Origin of the sequence: uncultured Paraglaciecola sp. (genome assembly GCF_913058035.1) — a bacterium.
Lineage (GTDB): Bacteria > Pseudomonadota > Gammaproteobacteria > Enterobacterales > Alteromonadaceae > Paraglaciecola.
Genome location: NZ_CAJXPA010000007.1, coordinates 43616 through 62704, shown reverse-complemented (window position 1 = coordinate 62704; position 19089 = coordinate 43616). Strand labels below are relative to the sequence as shown.

Annotated in this window: 15 protein-coding genes; 1 reads left to right on the top strand and 14 read right to left on the bottom strand. The window is 41.6% G+C overall.

Annotated elements, in window-relative coordinates:
* Positions 1 to 686 precede the first annotated feature (686 nt).
* The 12 genes from QZ562_RS02120 to QZ562_RS02065 form a co-directional block, all read right to left on the bottom strand.
* Positions 687 to 2147 carry a wax ester/triacylglycerol synthase family O-acyltransferase gene (locus QZ562_RS02120; protein WP_293756287.1) on the bottom strand — a complete coding sequence of 487 codons (1461 nt, stop codon included), beginning with the start codon at positions 2145 to 2147 and terminating at the stop codon, positions 687 to 689.
* A gap of 456 nt (positions 2148 to 2603) precedes the next feature.
* On the bottom strand, positions 2604 to 3833 hold the full coding sequence (locus QZ562_RS02115) for an FAD-dependent oxidoreductase (protein WP_293756285.1): 1230 nt from the start codon (positions 3831 to 3833) through the stop codon (positions 2604 to 2606).
* 166 nt (positions 3834 to 3999) lie between these two features.
* Positions 4000 to 4665: a heme-binding protein gene (locus QZ562_RS02110; protein ID WP_293756282.1), complete on the bottom strand. Its 666-nt coding sequence runs from the start codon at positions 4663 to 4665 to the stop codon at positions 4000 to 4002.
* 124 nt (positions 4666 to 4789) lie between these two features.
* Positions 4790 to 5350 carry a MipA/OmpV family protein gene (locus QZ562_RS02105; RefSeq protein WP_293756279.1) on the bottom strand — a complete coding sequence of 187 codons (561 nt, stop codon included), beginning with the start codon at positions 5348 to 5350 and terminating at the stop codon, positions 4790 to 4792.
* Positions 5351 to 5362: 12 nt separating this feature from the next.
* Positions 5363 to 5530, bottom strand: coding sequence for a hypothetical protein (locus QZ562_RS02100; protein ID WP_293756277.1), 168 nt, complete (start codon positions 5528 to 5530; stop codon positions 5363 to 5365).
* Between the two features lie 618 nt (positions 5531 to 6148).
* Entirely contained in the window at positions 6149 to 7363 is a 1215-nt protein-coding gene (locus QZ562_RS02095) for an ice-binding family protein (RefSeq protein WP_293756275.1), read from the bottom strand.
* Positions 7364 to 8039: 676 nt separating this feature from the next.
* The gene (locus QZ562_RS02090; protein WP_293756273.1) at positions 8040 to 8741 is read right to left on the bottom strand and encodes a hypothetical protein; all 702 of its coding nucleotides are present in this window, start codon (positions 8739 to 8741) and stop codon (positions 8040 to 8042) included.
* Entirely contained in the window at positions 8728 to 9072 is a 345-nt protein-coding gene (locus QZ562_RS02085) for a PadR family transcriptional regulator (protein ID WP_293756271.1), read from the bottom strand. The genes QZ562_RS02090 and QZ562_RS02085 overlap by 14 nt, the downstream gene beginning before the upstream one ends.
* A gap of 534 nt (positions 9073 to 9606) precedes the next feature.
* Entirely contained in the window at positions 9607 to 11271 is a 1665-nt protein-coding gene (locus QZ562_RS02080; RefSeq protein WP_293756268.1) for a SulP family inorganic anion transporter, read from the bottom strand.
* Positions 11272 to 11624: 353 nt separating this feature from the next.
* Positions 11625 to 12485: a glycoside hydrolase family 16 protein gene (locus QZ562_RS02075; protein WP_293756266.1), complete on the bottom strand. Its 861-nt coding sequence runs from the start codon at positions 12483 to 12485 to the stop codon at positions 11625 to 11627.
* A gap of 536 nt (positions 12486 to 13021) precedes the next feature.
* Positions 13022 to 14161: an acyl-CoA dehydrogenase gene (locus QZ562_RS02070; protein WP_293756264.1), complete on the bottom strand. Its 1140-nt coding sequence runs from the start codon at positions 14159 to 14161 to the stop codon at positions 13022 to 13024.
* Positions 14162 to 14163: 2 nt separating this feature from the next.
* Complete coding sequence (locus QZ562_RS02065; protein WP_293756261.1) at positions 14164 to 15345, bottom strand: acyl-CoA dehydrogenase family protein; 1182 nt, start codon at positions 15343 to 15345, stop codon at positions 14164 to 14166.
* A 159-nt stretch (positions 15346 to 15504) separates the two neighbouring features.
* On the opposite strand from QZ562_RS02065, the gene QZ562_RS02060 reads away from it, so the two are divergent.
* Complete coding sequence (locus QZ562_RS02060; RefSeq protein ID WP_293756290.1) at positions 15505 to 16500, top strand: helix-turn-helix domain-containing protein; 996 nt, start codon at positions 15505 to 15507, stop codon at positions 16498 to 16500.
* Here the strand turns inward: QZ562_RS02060 and QZ562_RS02055 are convergent.
* Complete coding sequence (locus QZ562_RS02055; protein ID WP_293756258.1) at positions 16475 to 17956, bottom strand: VWA domain-containing protein; 1482 nt, start codon at positions 17954 to 17956, stop codon at positions 16475 to 16477. The two genes, QZ562_RS02060 and QZ562_RS02055, sit on opposite strands and share 26 nt — an antisense overlap.
* The gene (locus tag QZ562_RS02050; RefSeq protein ID WP_293756255.1) at positions 17957 to 18892 is read right to left on the bottom strand and encodes a MoxR family ATPase; all 936 of its coding nucleotides are present in this window, start codon (positions 18890 to 18892) and stop codon (positions 17957 to 17959) included.
* Positions 18893 to 19089 lie beyond the last annotated feature (197 nt).

Here is a 19089-nt window from a genome sequence, read left to right as displayed (position 1 = left end):
ATGATGTTGTACCTGGTTTCTACATTAATAAAATTCCGCCTTACTGGGCTTGGTGATTAATTGTTATGACCTGGAACTGAGATACAATTGCTATAGAGGAACTAAGAAAGAAATAAGTAAGATTTGAAACAACAGCATCATCACCTCGGCTTCCAAATTCAGGCGCAATGACACTATAAAATTGGCACTGTTTTAGTGAAATCGAGTGAAATCTATGGTTTAACTAAGGTTAATTCACGGTGTTCTGTTTGAGTATTATTTTTTACTATGTACTTATTTAAACAAAGGGCTGCCTTATTTTAAATTGCGCTATAACCAACGACATGACTAAATAATACAGTGAATAAGGGTGGTTGGCGGGAGTACTTTTTTAGTTCTGGCTAGCAAAAAGAATTATGCCTGAGTCTTTGAGGTAATGATTAAAAATTATATTACTAAGGTTGTAATAAGTGGGCAATACAGCCATCGTCTGTGACCGTTAGAAAATAATCTTTATGCTGAATAAAGGTCCATAAGATATCTAGCTCCAACTTTCTCAACGTTTAAGAATTGATTGTAAACCTAAGCAATTATCTATTTATCAAGAGGGCTAACAACCAAAACCATCAGTTTCTAGCCCTTGTTTACAAGCCTTTAGCTAAAATAAAATCAATATTTCGAACTAAATTAAATCAAACGATTTAGATTTAACTTTTACTGGTAGAAGCTTCGAGGTCTGCGTTCAAACTGAGCTCTAAGAGTTCCTTATGTGCATCCTTCATATGCTGTGCCAGTTCGTGTATGTCTGGCATCAACTTTTGACATGAGATTAGACCAAAGTCGAGCCAGCCGTTATAACTTTGCAGTGTAATATTCAGTCCCATTCCGTGATAAGGGATCGAGACTGGGTAGGTACTTATCTGTTTGGCACCTGCAAAGTAAAGTGTAATGTTTGGTCCAGGAACATTGGATATCAGTACATTGGCAAACGGCGGTACGGAGTTTGCCATTCTAGTTCGAGTCAATGTCGAAGCAATGCTAGTCACCAGCCAAGGTGCACCAATTGAGGGGAAGTCAGTAGGCATGATGGCTTTGACATCAGACATCATTGTTTTGGTATGAGTGGAAGAGGCGTTAATTGCCTGGAGTCGCTTCAGCGGATCTATGATATTAGTGGCAAGACTCATTCGCGCGATGGACACTTGGTTGCTTAGCTCAGTGTTGCCTTCGGGGCGCACACTGACCGGAATAGCAGCTAACAAGGGCTCTTCTGTACTAAACCCTTCATCTTTGAAATAGCGATTCATACCTTCACCAGAAATTGCCATAACAACATCATTAAGACTGACATTATTAAGTTTAGATATTTTTTTACTGTCAGCATACGGGATAGAAAAACGTGCGAAGCTACGTTGATTGGTGATGGTAGCATTGAGTGGTGTCTTGGGCGCAAGCCAATTCATTCGATGCACACTACTACCGTCGGAAGACTTAGCGGGTCTGAGCATACCAAAGGCTTTGAGTGTTAGCTTTGGCAAATTTTTGGTCAATTTAATAGATTGGCTTATATTATGCGCCACACCTGATGCTGTGAGTTCGGCAATACCATAGTTATCGCCTCTAGCGGTTTCTCTTCGGCGCATACGTCTGTTCGCTTTACGAGGCACTGCTGACACATCCATAATGGCTTCCATTAACACTTGTCCGCCCATACCATCGAGCGCAGCGTGATGCATTTTAGAGTAGAGTCCCACATATCGGGTGCCCTTAGGTGAGTCTGAGGGCACAGGTAAACCATCAAGTATATGCATTTCCCATAGAGGGCGGCTTCGGTCAAGTAAGCTAGAGTGCAACCGAGCGACTAGTTTATCCACGCTACCTCTCGTCGCAGGCGGCGGTACAATGACATGTCGAATGTGGTAATCAATATCGATAGCCTCGTCCATAACCCAAATCGGGTTGGCGATATCAAATGGCATGTTGATCAGCTTGCGCTGAAAAATAGGCGCCATGTGCATACGATTTTGGATGTGAGTGCACACGTCTTGCATGAAATCACCTTCATAATCTGCAGGCAGCTCCAATATGCTCAAGCCACCAATATGCATTGGAGTTTCAGGTGATTCTAAGTGTAAAAAGGCTGCATCTAAGCCGCTAAGATGATCCATTGAATTTCCTTCAGGTTGTTGATAAACGTTTTGGACTGGGCGATGTTGTGTCGACTACTTAACATACCTCAATACCAACAATGACCAAGTGTGCATCCATTTAATATGAACATACGTTTTCCGTAACTTGGTTTCCCTCAATTCAGCATGAAGTGAGGGGGTTTGTTTACTATTAAATTTAAAGTACCGTTAATTTTCGTGTAAAGCAACGGCCGAACATCTGGGCTATGTCATTGAAAAACCTAAAAGCGCCATTTTGGGCGCATTGAATAAAGAGTGAGTAGAGGAAGGAGTAAGTAAGGGAGTAGGTAAAAGAATGAATAAATCGAACAATTCATTTTTTGCATAGCGACTTATTTAATTCGTTAAACATCTTTAACAATTTGCTTTTAAAAATTAGCTTTAAATGGTTTTATCGTACCGCGCTAGTATCTGTTGATCGGTGATAGTACCCCTTCATAAAACCTTACTACGGCCTAATAATACTCTGGGTCTTAACTTTAAAATCTCGACTAATAATAATTTTTCTGTCGATATAATCATTCTTTCTGCGATCCCTAAAACTCTCTGCTCTAAAGGTAGAAGTGCTGATAAGCGAGCCATATAAAACTGATAAACAGCTTCTTTAGCTGTAGCTAATACAGGACTGGCTAGAACCAGTTGTCCTTGGATGAAATAAGTATTGATATCGCCCAGAGACAAAATTATCGGTTTAGTTTGGGCTTTCAGCGGTTTTAAGGATCTTTTAGCACAAAATCGATTAATATTCGTTGCTGCATGTAAACCCATATCTAAGGCTATGCTAGCTTGTTTAGGTAGTGAGTTTGGAAGCGTGGCAGAATCCCCCGCGACAAAAACGCTGCTAAATTCTTTTGTTTGTAAATACGTATTAACTGCTAGCCCATTAGAGGTTGCCTGTGTATCAATGCCATCAAGATAGTCAGGCAATTTAGTCCCTGCAGACCAAATAGTTAAATCTGTCTCTATTGATTCTTTGTCATCAAAATGAATACTACATGATTTCACTTCAGTGATTTTTTTGTTGAAATGAAAACTAACTTGATAGTTTTTGCATTGGCGTAATATATCATCTGATAATTTTTCTGGCAGAGCCTGAACTAACCTCTCAGCCCTATCAATCACATTGAACTTCAGCTTTTTGTTGGTTGCATATTTGCGTAATAATTCACCCAACACTTCTACACCAGTGAAGCCACCACCGATAATATTAATATTGACTGGGTATTTATTGTTATCAAGTAGCGCTTCAATGTCGTTATGTATTTTTACCACATCATCGGCAGTGCGAAATCCATATGCATATTCGCTAGCGCCTTTAATGCCATAGTTTGATCGTGAATGACCCGATGCAATCAACAATACGTCATAATTGAGTATTTGTTCGTCATCTAGGGTGACGGTTTGTAGAGCGCCGTCAATGCTAGAAACAGTTTGGTTAATAAAGCGGTGCCCTAATCTTGTGATAATAGTGTCTAGATTTAAACTTAGGCTGGTTTCTTTTTTAACGTCTGACAAAATTTCATGGATGTTCGGTGTCCACTGAAAATCCTGCTTAGCATCAATGACGGTTACGTCATGGCTTTTACATAGCTTGCTTACAGCAGTGAGGCCCGCAAAATTAGCGCCAATAACTATAATGCGAGACTTTTTTCGATTGAGTGACAAAAGGAATTTCCTAAATAGTTAAAGACGTAAATTAATAATGGTTAGACTAACATTTAAATTGAATAACTACCCAGACAGCAATGTTAATTTAATTAAATACCTAGGTACTTTTGAATATTTACAATGGTTGTATGGATAACTGTCTAGATAACAATTGCAAATAAACTTATCTAACCTCAATTAACATTTCATTACGACGCCAGATAGGCAATGTTAAAGGGCCATTGTAGCCAGCTTTTACTGGCTCACTGATAGCCACGTAACCATTTTCAGTCATCCAAGTTTTAAGGATGAGGGTGTATTTCTCTACGTTACTGTTACTCAATGTTCCGCTAAACTGAATGCTAGCCACTTTATAATCTTTGAGCTCACTCAAGTATACTTCAGGGTTAGTAGGTTTAGGCGTTGTTGCTAATGTGAAATTTTTTGGCATCACGAAGGACATCATCGAACTGTCGGCACTGTCATTCATAAACACAGGTGCAGTCATCGATATTTCTGAGCCCTTTATTGCGTCATTTTTCGCGTCCCTTCTCACGTCTTTTTTCACTTCATTTTTATCGTTCATAATGACAGGTGCCGTCATAGAAATCTCTGTTTCCCCTTCATTATCGCCGGTAATATAGCTGAACAATGTTCTAAAAGCACTGTTACCACTTTCACTGGACATACTAGTAGACACCAATACCATTGAATCATAGTTACGCACTTCAATTTTCTGAGCCTCGTCTGCTTTTAGAAGAGTATAAGGAGCTGTTTCCACATCACTTTGACCCACAACTGAACACCCAGTCACAAATATTGATGTCAATATTGATAATATAAATTTCACTATAACCCCGTCCATTATATTTCTATTGCAAATTTATTTTTGGGTCGCGCGCCTAATCTAATAAGATATAAACAGGTTACGAACCTTATTTACTGTCTAAATCACACACTTTAAAACAAATAGCTTAAAAAGCGTAGAGTAATCCAAAAAAACCATTAACCGCAACGCTTCCGTCCACAATTGGACTATTTTTCACATCACTAGGTAGAGACTGCCAGCGTAAATTTGCCACCATATTCCATTGCTTGTTTATTTGATAATATCCGCTCAACGTGAACCCTAGCGCAAGCACACTGCCAGCTTCGTATTGAGAGTAAACAGAATTGTTTTGCTCGTCTGCATCGACACCAAAATAATAATCAGCATAATCAGCATACAAATATTCCAATTCTGCTCCAAGGTTAATCATCCACTCACGTTTTGGGTGAGTAAAAAGTGTTCTTTCCAACCCAACAACTGCGCGCTGCCCTTGATGCCTATTAGAGATATCTGTTTCCAAAGAAACAGATATCGTCGCAAAATCGAGGGTGTGACTATAGTTAACACCAAACATAAACGAAAAATCACGGTCTTTTATACCGTTCAGCTTATCGCTATCGTTAATATCAAGCTCATTAGGTGCCAAGTTTACACTCAATCCAATGGACGGCTCTCCCCGCTCAAATCCACTGAGTTTGTAAGCCAAAGAGGGACCACGCTAACTAAACCTTTTCCCCTCGAAAGTTATGATGGGTAATACCTTTATTTCTGTATCTGTTCCTAGGTATGGGTTAGAAGGAAAGATAGTCGCTACTCCAGCAGACCATTGAGCCAATAAAATCGGGCTGAACAATAGGCTAAAACTAAGTAAAGCTAAATATTTCATTAATATTCCGGATAATAAATAACGCCGAAATCATATCAAATAATACCCTTTAATCAAAGATCACGTAAACACAGCAGCAAACTTTATTATTCCAATTTACCTTTGTTATTCGATGTTGCTTTCATCCCCAATGATCTTGTTACCTAACCTGAACTCGAGTTAAGACGTGCGGTGCGACTAAAAATAATTTCAATAAAAATAGTAATTAAGGACGTAAAAACTGATTTGCTAAAGTATTGAATGCATCCAGTGCTGATATTATTGTGTTTATCGAGGCGAGCTTGTGAAGGAATAGCCAGCTATTGAGAGCAAGTGTACGAGCATATTAAAGTTTGAAACTCGCACAACTAAACAAAACCCGTTGGACAGCGGGTTTGTGCCATAAGCGGTCGTTGAATTTTTGATCAATCAACGTCACTGACCCTATCGATTAGAGTTATCAATGTAATGCACTAGTTAAGCAGAGTGTATTGCTGCTTACCTCTTCTGTAAAAATAGTGAATGGGTATAGCTGAGCCTCGTGGCACTCACTCGGCGCGGTTTGTAAGCGCAGGAGGCCCCTGTGGAGCAATGGGGCCTCCTGCCTTTAAACTTTGCAGATTCGTCCGAATATTTACATCAAATCGCGCACAAGAAGTACTGCGTGGCGACATTACTGTCGACTTTCCCGTCATTGGCCACCCACTTAAACGAGTCATGCCCACCGTTGACGCCGATGCACTCGACACTCCACTTCCCCGTTGCTTGGTCGAACTCAAAGTACTTCACGTTGTTCCCTAATGGACCTAGGCTGTTAAGGACGACACTGAAGGTCAGGTCGTCTTCGTCGGCATCTACCGCAAAAAGGAACTTTGGTCCAGGTTTCGATTCATTCGGCTGATCATCCAGATCACTCGGTACGAACCCATCAGGGCCGTCAAACGCAACGGGAGGGGTATTCTCCCCCAAGCCCAACGACGGCTCGTTAATTTCTGAACTTGCGCCAACAGTAACGTACGAAGTTGCCGAATAAGCGGCGCTGGCAGTAGAATTTTCGCCAGTGCTGACGTACGTTTTCGCCAATAGGTCACCTATAATATTCGCATCCGCGCCTACGCTAATGTAGGTGCCAGTAATGTTCCAGATAACACGGGTGTCTTTTGTATCATTGATCATGACGACATTTACGCCCGCACCAAAGCTTAAGAAATCACTGATATTGAAAACAAATACACCGGCATTGCCTCCAGCATCAAGCGTGATTGTTGTGCCCGCACTCACCGACAGTGGACCTGCGACTTCATATACTCCAGGACTGAAAGTCATGTCTGCGCCGATATTGCTAGGAAGGAGCAAGACGTCCGGCTCCAGGCCACTCAGAAAAGCTTGGGCATCGATAACGTCTTGTGTCAGCGGCGACGGCGTAGCATAAGTAGCCAAAGTTGAGCTATTAAAATAACGCCAATTAACATTTGCACCCGCGCCATACGTGGTGGCGGCACCAGACGAAACAGCGCCATCGACGGTAGAATCCGCACCGAGAGTAGTAGCGGCCCCAGAGTCAACATTGCCATTGACGAGTGCATTCGCGCCGAGCGTGGTGGCGGCTCCGGCCAGAGTACTGCCATGGACGATTGCACCCGCACCTAGCGTGGTGGCGGCTCCAGACGAAACGTCGCCATTGATTGTTGAATTTGCACTCAGGGTTGCATAAGAGCTGGCAAAGACAGACTGACCAAACACGTCTTTATTCATTACGTGCTCTACCTCCTCTAAAACGTCGGCCTGGGCCAACGGCAAGTAAACGCACAAGACACTGGCGCGCATCGCACCCACTAGCCATGGTTTTTTCATGATAATCTCTCCTTAAATAAAATTACAAATAAAAATTTCAGCCGTACTTTTGCCGAGTATAGGAAGGATTAATACCCTATTATCGCTCAATCTACTACAAGGTCCTAGTTACTTGTAATCGACAGGCTATTGTTAATGCTCAGCAGTTGAGTTTAGGTAAAATAAAACGACATTTTCCTAAAATCAAAATCTATGATGCCTCATATTTTCCATATTGACATCAATTTTGAATGCTCAAGGTAGTGAAAGTCGGCTATTAATCAGCCATTTTTACATAATTCAGAACAAGCGCTTCCAGCTGTTGTGCAAACAAGCTCTGAATATTGCTAATGATGGTGAACGGCTTTTATTCAAACAGACTTATCTGAGGCGGAGCTCGACTTTGTGGAGGACTAGATAAGACGACTTCATCATTCTTTGTATTCAGGTGGCTGAGTATCTTTTGGATCACCAATGCATATTCAATGGTTGGAATAAATAGGGCTGACTGTCCGGTGAATGCTCATTGGAGACAATCGCTGTGCGTCGCAAATGTGCCATTAGCTGACCTTCGCTAGCTCCCATATGAAATGTCACTTTGGACTTGTTGCTGACATTAAACAGTAAATTACTATGGATCTTGAAAATGCAGAAAAAGCTGGCATCTACCAGCTTTTTTATTGGTCAATAAATAGTTTTACTTTGAAAACTGCCTAAACAAAAAGCAAACATACAAAGGTAAAGTGAAAAATGGAGCCAACATCATAAAGGCCAGAATCGGTCCCACTATTTGGGGAACAGGATCTACTGAATTGATCAACGTATATCCAAAAAGGTAAGGCAACAACATATAGGCCAAGGCAAAAGCGCTAAATACCCAGACCGACGGGTTAGATTTTTTCAAAAATAAATAAGCCGAACCAGCGAACAGCATTGCCCAAAGAATGGATGGGATATTGATAAACATTGCAAGTTCAAGGTGAGATATGCCGCTCTCATTCCATACAATTCTCCAATATTCGGCATTAAACAATATGGAATGTACTTCACCCGCCATCAAAAGCTGCCATAGCTGCTCTGAAGGCTCCCGCATGTTTGATAACCAACCAACGAAAAAGGTAATCGTTGGTAACGTCAGCACACATAAAACAATACTCAATACTTTTACAAAACCTGTTGTTTTCACCATCGCGTTTTGTCCATCCCAAATTGCCAATGCTGTTTGTCGTAGTAGCCAGTTGGTTGACTCTTGATTAGTTTGTTGACGCTCGGTGTATTCTTCTGCCATATCACCAATAAGTACGTCACGGTATATAGGATTTGCTAATCGAGACAATAACCACGTAGCTACCCTGAGCATTGAAGTGCTTTGTTCTTCAGTTGAATTAGTACTGTTCATGAATCTCACCTCCTACTGTAAGTACAACGCCTTGCCACATGCTATCCATGGCTCGCTTAGCGTGTTTAAGTGCTGTTTTACCTTCGGCAGTCACAGAAAAAAAGCGTTTAGGTCTACCACCCCGCTGAGCTGTTGACTCTCCAAGTTTAGACACGACCAAGCTTTTTTTCTCCATTCGCTCTAGAGTTGAGTACAAAGCACCTAGCGCAACATCTCTGTCTATCTCAGCCTGTAAAAGCTGACGAATAGCTGCACCATATGCATTGGATTCTAATCGCAACAATGCGAGCAATACTATGTGTTCAAATTCACCTAACGTTTTTTGGTTCATAATTACCTCCTAAGATTTCCTACAATGTAGTTTTTAAAGGTGGACTTTGCAAAGCAAATTACTACATTGTAGTAATTTTAAAGCATACATAGGTATATCAAACCATACTCACCAAAATTGATGAGATTTTTCTATCAATGCTGAAACCTCATATCTTTAGAAATAAAAAGGAAGAAATCTGACTCCCAATGAAATAGGGAGAATGTAGGTCTACGGTTTGCTGGAACCAGACCTAAAAGATAGTGAGAACGAACGGCGGCAATTCGCTCATAGCCGTCAGTCAGTTTATTAGGCAAGCCTGAGTTTCAATCATTAATTCGTCGAATTTTTATAGAGTGTAAACTTTGGCTTTTCCTAGTTACAAACATTACATAGTTTGGGCTAAAACTAAATACACAAAATCGCGGGTTTCATGAGGTTTCAGTTTCAAACTTTAATATGCCCGTACAGCAGGTTTAACGTAGACAATCGCAGTAATAGCTGAACTGAACTGAACTGAACGGTATGGCTTATCCCGAGTTCAGGTTACCTAGCTCAATCAATTAAAACACCAGCATTGTGAAGTTTTTGATGAGCTAAAGTTAACGCTTGGGTACGGTCATATACAAAGTCTGCATCCGTCAGTAGGGTTTCAAAACCCAAGTGCATAAGTTTATCTTTGGTGCGGGGCTTATTCACCAGCATCACCACTTGTTTATCGAGTTCTTGTGCGTCTTTTATCAAATTTTCGATAGTCAGAGCGATAGTGTCATCTAAAAAAGAAACATCACTTAAATCTACAATTAAAGCATGGTGATCACCCAAACTTCCAAGCTCTCTGGAGAGGGCTTTGGATACGCCAAAAATCATAGTCCCACTTAAATAAAAATATAAGATTTGCCCTTGGGCTTTATTCAGCAGCGAGCGTTGCTCTTTATTGAGGGGTAATCGACCGTCAACATCACTTATCGCTTTAATATTTTTGGCTTGTGATGCACTGAGCTTTTCAATCGTAATAATATTCGCAATAAATACCCCAATCCCTACGGCAACGACCAAATCAACAAAGACTGTCAGCAGTAATACCGCGTACATGATGTAACTGGTTTGTTTGGATGTTTTATGGGCGCGTTTAATAAAGCTCCAATCCAGAATATCTATGCCCACTTTGATAGCGATGCCGGCCAGCACAGCGATAGGAATAACCGAGATGAGACCAGATGCACCAAATACAGCTACAGTTAATATGAACACACGGATAAGACCTGACAAGGCCGATTTGGCTCCGGTTTGGATATTTACCACCGTCCCCATGGTGGCACCTGCGCCTGGCAAACCACCAAACAAACCGGAGAATAAATTACCTAAGCCTTGGCCAATCAGTTCTTTATCTGATTTGTGCTCACTGCGCGTGAGATTGTCGGCAATGACTGACGTTAACATCGAATCAATACAACCCAGCATACCCAGCACAATGCCATCTAGTATCATAGTTTGTAATAATTCAGGGGTAAAAGTAGGGAATACTAATGAAGGCAAGCTAACGTCAATCTCGCCGATACGTTTGATATCAGGATCGGTCAATATAAAGACCGAAACTAACGAAATAACCACCAGCGCAATCAATTGTGGTGGTACCCATTGTTTAATTCTACGGGGTGTAAATAATATTAATAGCAGCGTACCTAGCGCCATTCCCAACTCCGTAATACTGATATTACTTAAGGTATCAGGGAAAGCGATTATTGCTCCGGTAACGCCGCCAGATGGGGCTGTGACTCCTACCGCAGGTGCAAACTGTATGATAATAAGTATACAACCAATGCCTGACATAAAGCCGCTGATCACGCTATAGGGCATCAAGGTAATGTATTTACCTAACTTCAATACGCCAAATAGTATTTGGGTGACCCCCGCAATCATAACCACCGTAAAAGCCATCGCTAAACCGGTTTCAGGGTAGCGCGCAACCATCGCCGTCACGACTGCGGCCATAATCACAGTCATAGGGCCTGTCGGCTCAGATATTAGTGTAGGAGTGCCACCAAATAGCGCCGCAAAAAAACCAATAATAATAGCCCCATACAGACCTGCTTCTGGCCCTGCACCTGAGGCTAAACCAAATGCGAGTGCCAAAGGTAAAGATACAATAGCAGCCGTTAAGCCACCTAAAATATCCCCTTTTAAGCTTTTTCGGTTAATGGTGTTAAAAATTTTCAAGCGATATCCCTTTTTAAAACTCGTTTTAATGGCTGTTAATAGCGCTTATGGCATATAGCAGCGTCGCTCAATATTTACTTTGATACCATATTTGTTGAATCTCGGTAGTCGGTTCAGGTTAATATTCTCTACAATTTTAAAGATATATAATTTACTATTTTAATTAATAAAGTTGAGCCGCAATAACATTTAATTTATCGCATCCATATAATAGAGCAATTTTAAATTGGGCCAATTACCACTAAAATATCTATCTAAGGTTGTGTAAATCAATGCTGTATTCTGAATCTAGTAATGAAAGATCTAAATGAATTACTTAACAGCAAAACTTCAGGCAACTAAAAGCAGTTTGTTTATTTCCAGACTTCGTGTTTGACCCAATCTACTTCCATAGTCCAGTTTTGAGTCATGGGGGAGTCGTTTATCTTTGCAAAATTTAGGATAGCGAATAACGGCTCAGGGAACTGGTCCTCATCCTTATTGTTACGGTACACTTCTACTCCATCAAGGCGGAAAACAATGTTATTACCAACCAATTCGACTGAGTAATCATGGTATTCACCCAGGTTAGCGGCTTGCACCAACATGAGGGCCTGCCAATCACCACCATCACAGTAGCCTAGGCTTGTAATTGCACGGGCTGCATAATGGTCTCGTCCACCATCACTGTGATGTTCAAAAATATCGATTTCACCTGATCCTGTCATCGGCCAGCATACCGTTTCATTGGCTTCTTGCACGGGAGGTTCATTGTTCAATGCGCCGAGCAACCACCACGCTGGAAACATGCCAGATTGACCACTATCTTCCACTTTCAATCTAGCTGTCCATTTACCTTTAATAAATTCTTTGCGGTTTTTTGAGGCAATTCGACCAGCCACGTATTGTGTATCGTGATGTTGTTGACCCTGTTTGTTGAGATTATCACAAGGACGTTTTTCACCCAGGTCAATCACACGTATTTTTAACGTTCCATTGCTGACTTCCCGAGTATCAAACTGATTATCTGGTACATAACATTGATCTTCGTTATTCACCCATATCATTTGATCTTGCCAATTTGCTGGATTAAATGTATCAAACTCATCTAAGAAGTCTACTTGCCAACCACTCACGATAGCGTCCTGCCTTTTTTGAACGGGCTCTTCTAGTGCGGTTTGGGAGCAGCCAGAGACGAAAACTGCTAGCGTGATGATGGTCAAGATATTATTCATATGAACTCCAAAATTTGCGTGGGCTATTATGCATAGGTTACTAATTAGTGGGTTTGATGCAAGAAAATGATGAATTTTATTTCGTCAAACCATTCGGGTTTGAAGCTATACATCTATAACTTAGAACCTTAAATAAGCGATATCAGTCCCCATAAAAATAGATTGAGAATTAAAGCGCTCCTCAGAAAACGTATCTTATATAACACGTATCGATTTTTGTACTCTAAGGATTAAGTTAGCTTGGACCAAAACTGCGACAGGTTGGAAAATGCTTCTATTTTAACAATCTAGTCAAGGTTTTTATCTGGGCTTTAGATAGGTTCTTGAACAACTCATCAAATAACTCACCATATAGCCGGAGTCTTGATAATAGGTAGATTTATTTTGGAAGATATAGTGGAATAATAAGAAGTTGAAATTAGGTAATAAATATTTGAGGTGAGGTGAATTAAGTAAATGAGACGATCAAATTTGAATGACCATCTCATTAGAGCTTGGATTAACGTTTATACGTTTTTATAAAATTAAATACTTGATTAGTCTGAATAAGTTAGTCGGTTAAACTTTTTCTGTTGAAAATCAGCATCACCAAAAGTGGTATTGATCATCATCAAACGCTTAACGAAATGACCTACATTAAGCTCGTCTGTCAAACCCATGCCGCCGTGTAATTGAATGGCTTCATCGCCAATCAATTTTCCATTACGACCAATCATCACTTTTAACGCTGCAATGTTTTTGGGCAAATCCTCTGCACCACTTTCTGCTGCACATACTGCACGGTACAAAATTGACTTCGCTTGTTCACCGGCCATAAACATATCAACCATGCGATGCTGCAATGCCTGAAAGCTACTAATAGCCACACCAAATTGTTTACGTGTTTTGGTGTATTCAATCGTGGTGGTGTTGAGTTTTTGCATAATGCCCATGGCTTCTGCACACAAAGCGATAATGACGTCACCCACCACTGCTTCAATCAGTGTGAAGCCGTTATCAACTTCACCTAAAACGTGATCCGCAGCAACACGTACATCGGTGAGCTTGATGTTTGCAACTAGTTGTCCATCCATCAGGCGGTAAGAAGTACGCTCTACGCCCGGTGCGTCAGTGTCAATCAGAAACAGTGTAATACCCGCTTCATCACACTGTTCACCTGAAGTTCTCGCTGATACCACCACTTTATTGGCGGCCATGCCATTAGACACCACTGTCTTTTCGCCGTTAAGGACAAAATCTGCTCCGTCACGTTTAGCTTGGGTTTTCACGTCGGCCAATTCAAAACGGCTTTGACGTTCTAAGTAGGCAAATGAACCTTGCAGTGAGCCGTCTATGATTTTTTCAATATTGGCATCTTGTAAGGCAGCGTTACCGCTTTTATTTAGCAAGCCACCAAACATTAATACTGTAGCGACAAATGGCTCAACCACTAAACCTTTACCCATCTCTTCCATCACTGCCATCACTTCAGTGGCACCGCCGCCAAAACCGCCATGGGCTTCGTCGAAAGGAATGGAAAGCCAACCAAGTTCAGCAAACATTTGCCAGTTAGCAGGGTTAAAGCCTAACTCACTCGAGGCATTAGCGCGGCGGCTATCAAAGTCATATTCGTCTCGCACAAAGCGCGCGACGCTGTCTTTGAGCATATTTTGTTCTTCGGATAAATTAAAATTCATAGTTAAAGACCCAATACGTATTTAGCGGTAATATTTTTCTGTACTTCGTTTGAACCACCGTAAATCGTGGCTGCTCGCCCATACATATAAGCTTGTCTCGCTGAGTGTCCAAAAGCGTGGCCAATGGTGTCTTCAGTGTCTTCACCGTGGATCACACCACTGTAGTATCCGGCTAAATCCATGTACATCTGCTGTATCGCTTGTTGAATCTCAGTTCCTTTGATTTTTAGCAATGAAGACTCAACGCCTGGTCCTTTGCCGTCTGCTGTTGAAGCCAGTACACGTAACTCTGTATATTCTAGGGCCATCAGTTCAATTTCAGTATTAGAAAGACGATTCTGGAAATGGGTATCTTCGCTAAGAGGACGTCCACCGCTCACTTCTTGAGCAAGTAAATCCCGTAGCTCGCGAAGTTTACGCTTGGAATCAGCAACAGCTGCTATAGAAGTTCGTTCGTGAGCCAATAAAGCCTTGGCATAAGTCCAGCCCTTCCCTTCCTCACCAATGCGATTTGCTGTAGGAACACGTACATTGTCAAAAACAACTTCATTAAGACTATGGTGATCATCAATAGAAGAAATCTTATTAACCGAAACACCAGGACTACTCATGTCAATCAACAAGAAGGTAATGCCATCTTGACGCTTGCCAGAAGAGTCAGTTCGAACCAAGCAGAAAATCCAATCAGAATATTGTGCGTAAGTAGTCCAAATCTTGGCACCTGTGACGATGTAATCATCGCCATCCAATTCCGCTTTAGTTTTTAATGCGGCCAAATCTGAGCCGGCACCGGGTTCTGAATAACCCTGACACCACCAGTCTTCGTTCTTTAAAATACGCGGTAAGAAGCGCTTTTTCTGTTCGTCATTGCCAAAGTCATAAATAACAGGTGCGACCATTTTCAAACCAAATGGCACCACATCAGGAATACCTGCTAAAGAGCGTTCCGTTTCAAAGATAAAGTTTTCAGTCACTGACCAGTCAACACCACCGTGTTCAACAGGCCAACCAGGAGCCAGCCAACCTTTAGCGTTGAGTCTATTTTGCCACTCAATTTGTGCGGCCTTATAATCGCCATCTCGTGCATTAATTCGCGCCGCTAGATCTTCAGTCCAATTCTCGGATAAAAATGTACGTACTTGATCTCGAAAGGCCAATTCCTCAGCCGAAAATGTAATATCCACTTAGTGTTTCCTCTATCAATTGTTCGACTCGAGACTAACCCCGAGTAAGTAAATACTCTACGCTCCTTCCATTCCCATGTACTTAGGGTAAAATGCCACTTAATGTGGTGAATGTGCCAAATTATGTAAGTAGAGGAATTTATTCACGTGTCTGAGATAATACCTGATGCAAAATGGCGAGTTGCACTATTGGTATTTAACGGTGCCTGGGCTTCTACGGTTTATGGCTCATTGGAATTATTTCACAGCGCTAACTTACGCCAACCAAAAGATCAGCAATTTCATTGCGACTTACTCAGTGAGGATACGCAACCGGTGCAGCTGTATGGAGGCCATTCGATACATGGTGATGCTGTTATTGGCGAACAATCTTATGATCTGATTATACTTGCCCATTACTGGGGAGATTTTGAAAAAGTTAAACAGCAACACCCTGAAATCCCACCTTGGCTAGCCAAACAATATGCTCAAGGTGCGCGCATTGCTGGAATTAATAGCGGCATCTTTTGGGCTGCAGAAGCGGGTATATTGAATGGGGGAAGAGCAACTACCTACTGGCGTCATCTAAGGGAGTTTCAACAGCGTTATCCCGATATCCAATGGCAAGCCAATCAAGCAAGTGTTGAACACCAAGGCATCTACAGCTCTAATGGACAAAATGCCTCAATGGATCTGAGTTTACATCTGCTAGAAAAATTTTGTGGTTCCTCACTTGTAGCCGGATTAGCTAGAGATATCAGCTCAGATAGTCGGAGAATTTATGATTTAAACCTGATTAATATCGCTGGTTTTAGGCAACACAGGGATCTGGGGATCCATCGTGCACAGGACTGGCTCGATGAGCATTACACTGAGAGTATAGAGCTTCAGTCTATCGCCAAAAAAATTGGCATGAGCAAGCGCACCTTCATTCGCCGCTTTCAAAAAGCAACAGGTGAACTACCGTCTCGCTATTTACAACGACTTCGAGTTGAAGCCGCAAAGCACTGTTTAGCTAATACCCAAGACAGCATTAAAACAATTGGAATGGGTGTCGGATATCGAGATATTAGTTCTTTCTCAAAAGTGTTTAAATCACTTGCTGATGTCACACCGCGAGAGTTTCGCACACGTCTTCGGCCAGCAAGTATTAGGAATACTTCAAAAGACGACTGAAAAAACGTTCAATATCTTTTAAGTTTCGACAAGGTTCAACACTGCCACACCAGGGCGAATATTCCGACATAATTGAGTCACCGCTGTCCCAACTATTGCGATGTTCCGGATTAAGCCACAACACACGTTTACTTTTACGAAACACCTTTTCCCAGATGTCTACTCGGCCATCGCCTTGATTATTTCGTGCATCGCCGAGCATGATAACCGTTGTCTTTTTGTCGATGCTCGCCAGTGCTTGTGACTGAAAATCCTCAAGAGCTTTAGCATAGTTCGTAGACAAACCACCCCAGCGTTTCATAATGTCTTCAAGGGCCAACTCAATGCCTTCGTGTTTAAACAATTCTGTGACCTCAATCATATCTGAGGCAAAAACAAAGGATCGCACTTTTGGCATAACATCTTGCAAAGAATAGAGAAACAATAAAAGAAAACGCGCAATAGAACTGACCGAACCACTGACGTCACAAATAGCGACAATTTTAGGGCGTTCTATCCGAGTCGCTTTCCAACGTGTATGAAATAATGCACCATCAAAAGCAGCATTGGCGGCAATGGTTTTACGCACATCCAACTGACCTCGTTTGCGGGTCAAACGGCGACGGCTATGTTGTGAAGCTAATTTGCGTGCTGCACGCTGCACCAAACTTTGCATTAATTTAAAATCAAGACGGTCAAGCTGGCTTAACTTTGCCTGCTGAAGATATTCCTCACGGTATTTAAGACCTTTATGTTGAGCATAAATCATATACTGCTGTTCTACATAGTCTTTAACTTGATCCAGCAGGCGTGCACGAGACTTTATTAGCTTACGCTGCTTTCTTTTTTGCTCAGGACTGTTTTTCTGTTCAAGACTGTTTTTCTGTTCAAGACTGTTTCTCTGTTCAAGACTGTTTTCTTGTTCAAGACTGTTACCTTTTCCGCGGATTTCAGCGCTCAGCGCATCATCCCCAAGGCGTTGCATTATTTTATAGGCGAAGTAATTTTTTTGAGTAAACAAAACAATAGAAGATAGCTTTTCCGCAGCCGCAGCCTGAATAATCGCCAAACTCATATCTTTTTCTTGGCTAAGAGCCCGCCCCAACTCAGAACTTACGTTAACTTGTTCAGTATCCGACTTGTCAGCTTCACTTGAGTCTGGGCTTTGTATGCTATTTTTGTTATCACCAACATCGTTCTGAGCCTCTAAAGACGCATCATTTTCTGCCTTTTTTTTTGTCTCCTCTCCTGTCTCTTTGGCTTTATTAACGCTAGCAAAATATAGGTCAAACAACTCTTCATAGATAGCTTGATCTACTTGTCGTTTAACCAGGGTCAATGCTAAGACTGATTTGCACGTTTCTCGATTCTCAAGCCCTAACAACTTGATCGCTTTTAGCGCATCTAAAGATTCGGCAGGCGACACCGGCAGACCGGCCTCACGCAATGCAACTATAAAGTTGGCAACAAAACGCACTTAGCGTAAATCCTTCAACAAAGCTTTAATTTCTGGCTCGACCAATTCGATATCATCCTGAAACTTCAGCAACAGATTCAATGTTTCTTTTACCCAATGTGGGTCCAACTCTTCAACGTTTAGTAAAAGTAGCGCCCTTGCCCAATCGATAGTTTCACTGACTGCAGGTGATTTTTTCAAAGGCATGTCTCTAAGTTTACCAATCAGAGCCACTATTTGCTCTCTTAACTGCGCATCAAGACCTTCAACTTGAGTTGCTAGAATACGACTTTCTAAGGCGGCATCAGGGAAAGGAATATACAGATGTAAACACCGGCGCTTTAGTGCATCTCCGAGCTCTCGCGTGTTGTTACTGGTCAACATTACAATAGGAGTCGAAACGGCTTTTACCGTACCAATTTCAGGGATTGATACTTGGTAATCTGATAACAGCTCTAACAGAAAAGCTTCGAACTCTTGATCCGCCTTGTCTATTTCATCTATCAGTAAGACCGCACCTTCTTGACTTTGTAAAGCTTGCAATAAAGGTCTAGGTTCTAAAAAATCCTGTGAATAGAATATGTCTCCAAAATCATGCAGACGGGCGATAGACTCATCTAAACCTCTGGCTCCTCTGAGCACATCGCCCAATTGCTCTTTCAGCACCTGAGTGTACAGAAGTTGTTTACCATACTTCCATTCATAAAGTGCTTTTGACTCGTCAAGACCTTCATAACACTGCATGCGTATCAAAGGAGCGTTGAGGTAAGCGGCTGTTACTTTGGCTAACTCAGTTTTCCCTACGCCAGGAGGGCCTTCAATTAGAATAGGTTTCTGCAAGTGGCAGGCCAAATATATTGAGGTGGCTACCGAATGACTACATATGTAACCTAAGTCTTCGTAACGGCTTTGAATAACCTCTGGGGAGGCAATTTTTTCTTGATGTTTTATAATCACTGATGTTTGACACTCAAAGGGTTATACCTGACATTATTTGCTTATGCTCCAACGAAATGCAATCCCTTCTCACTAGGAAAGCACAGACATTTCTTAAAAAGTTGGCATCAATACAACAAATCTGGCAACCAAAATTTATGTATTTATGCAGAGTATATTCGTTTTAAGTGAAAAATCGGTATCGTCCCCATCAACAA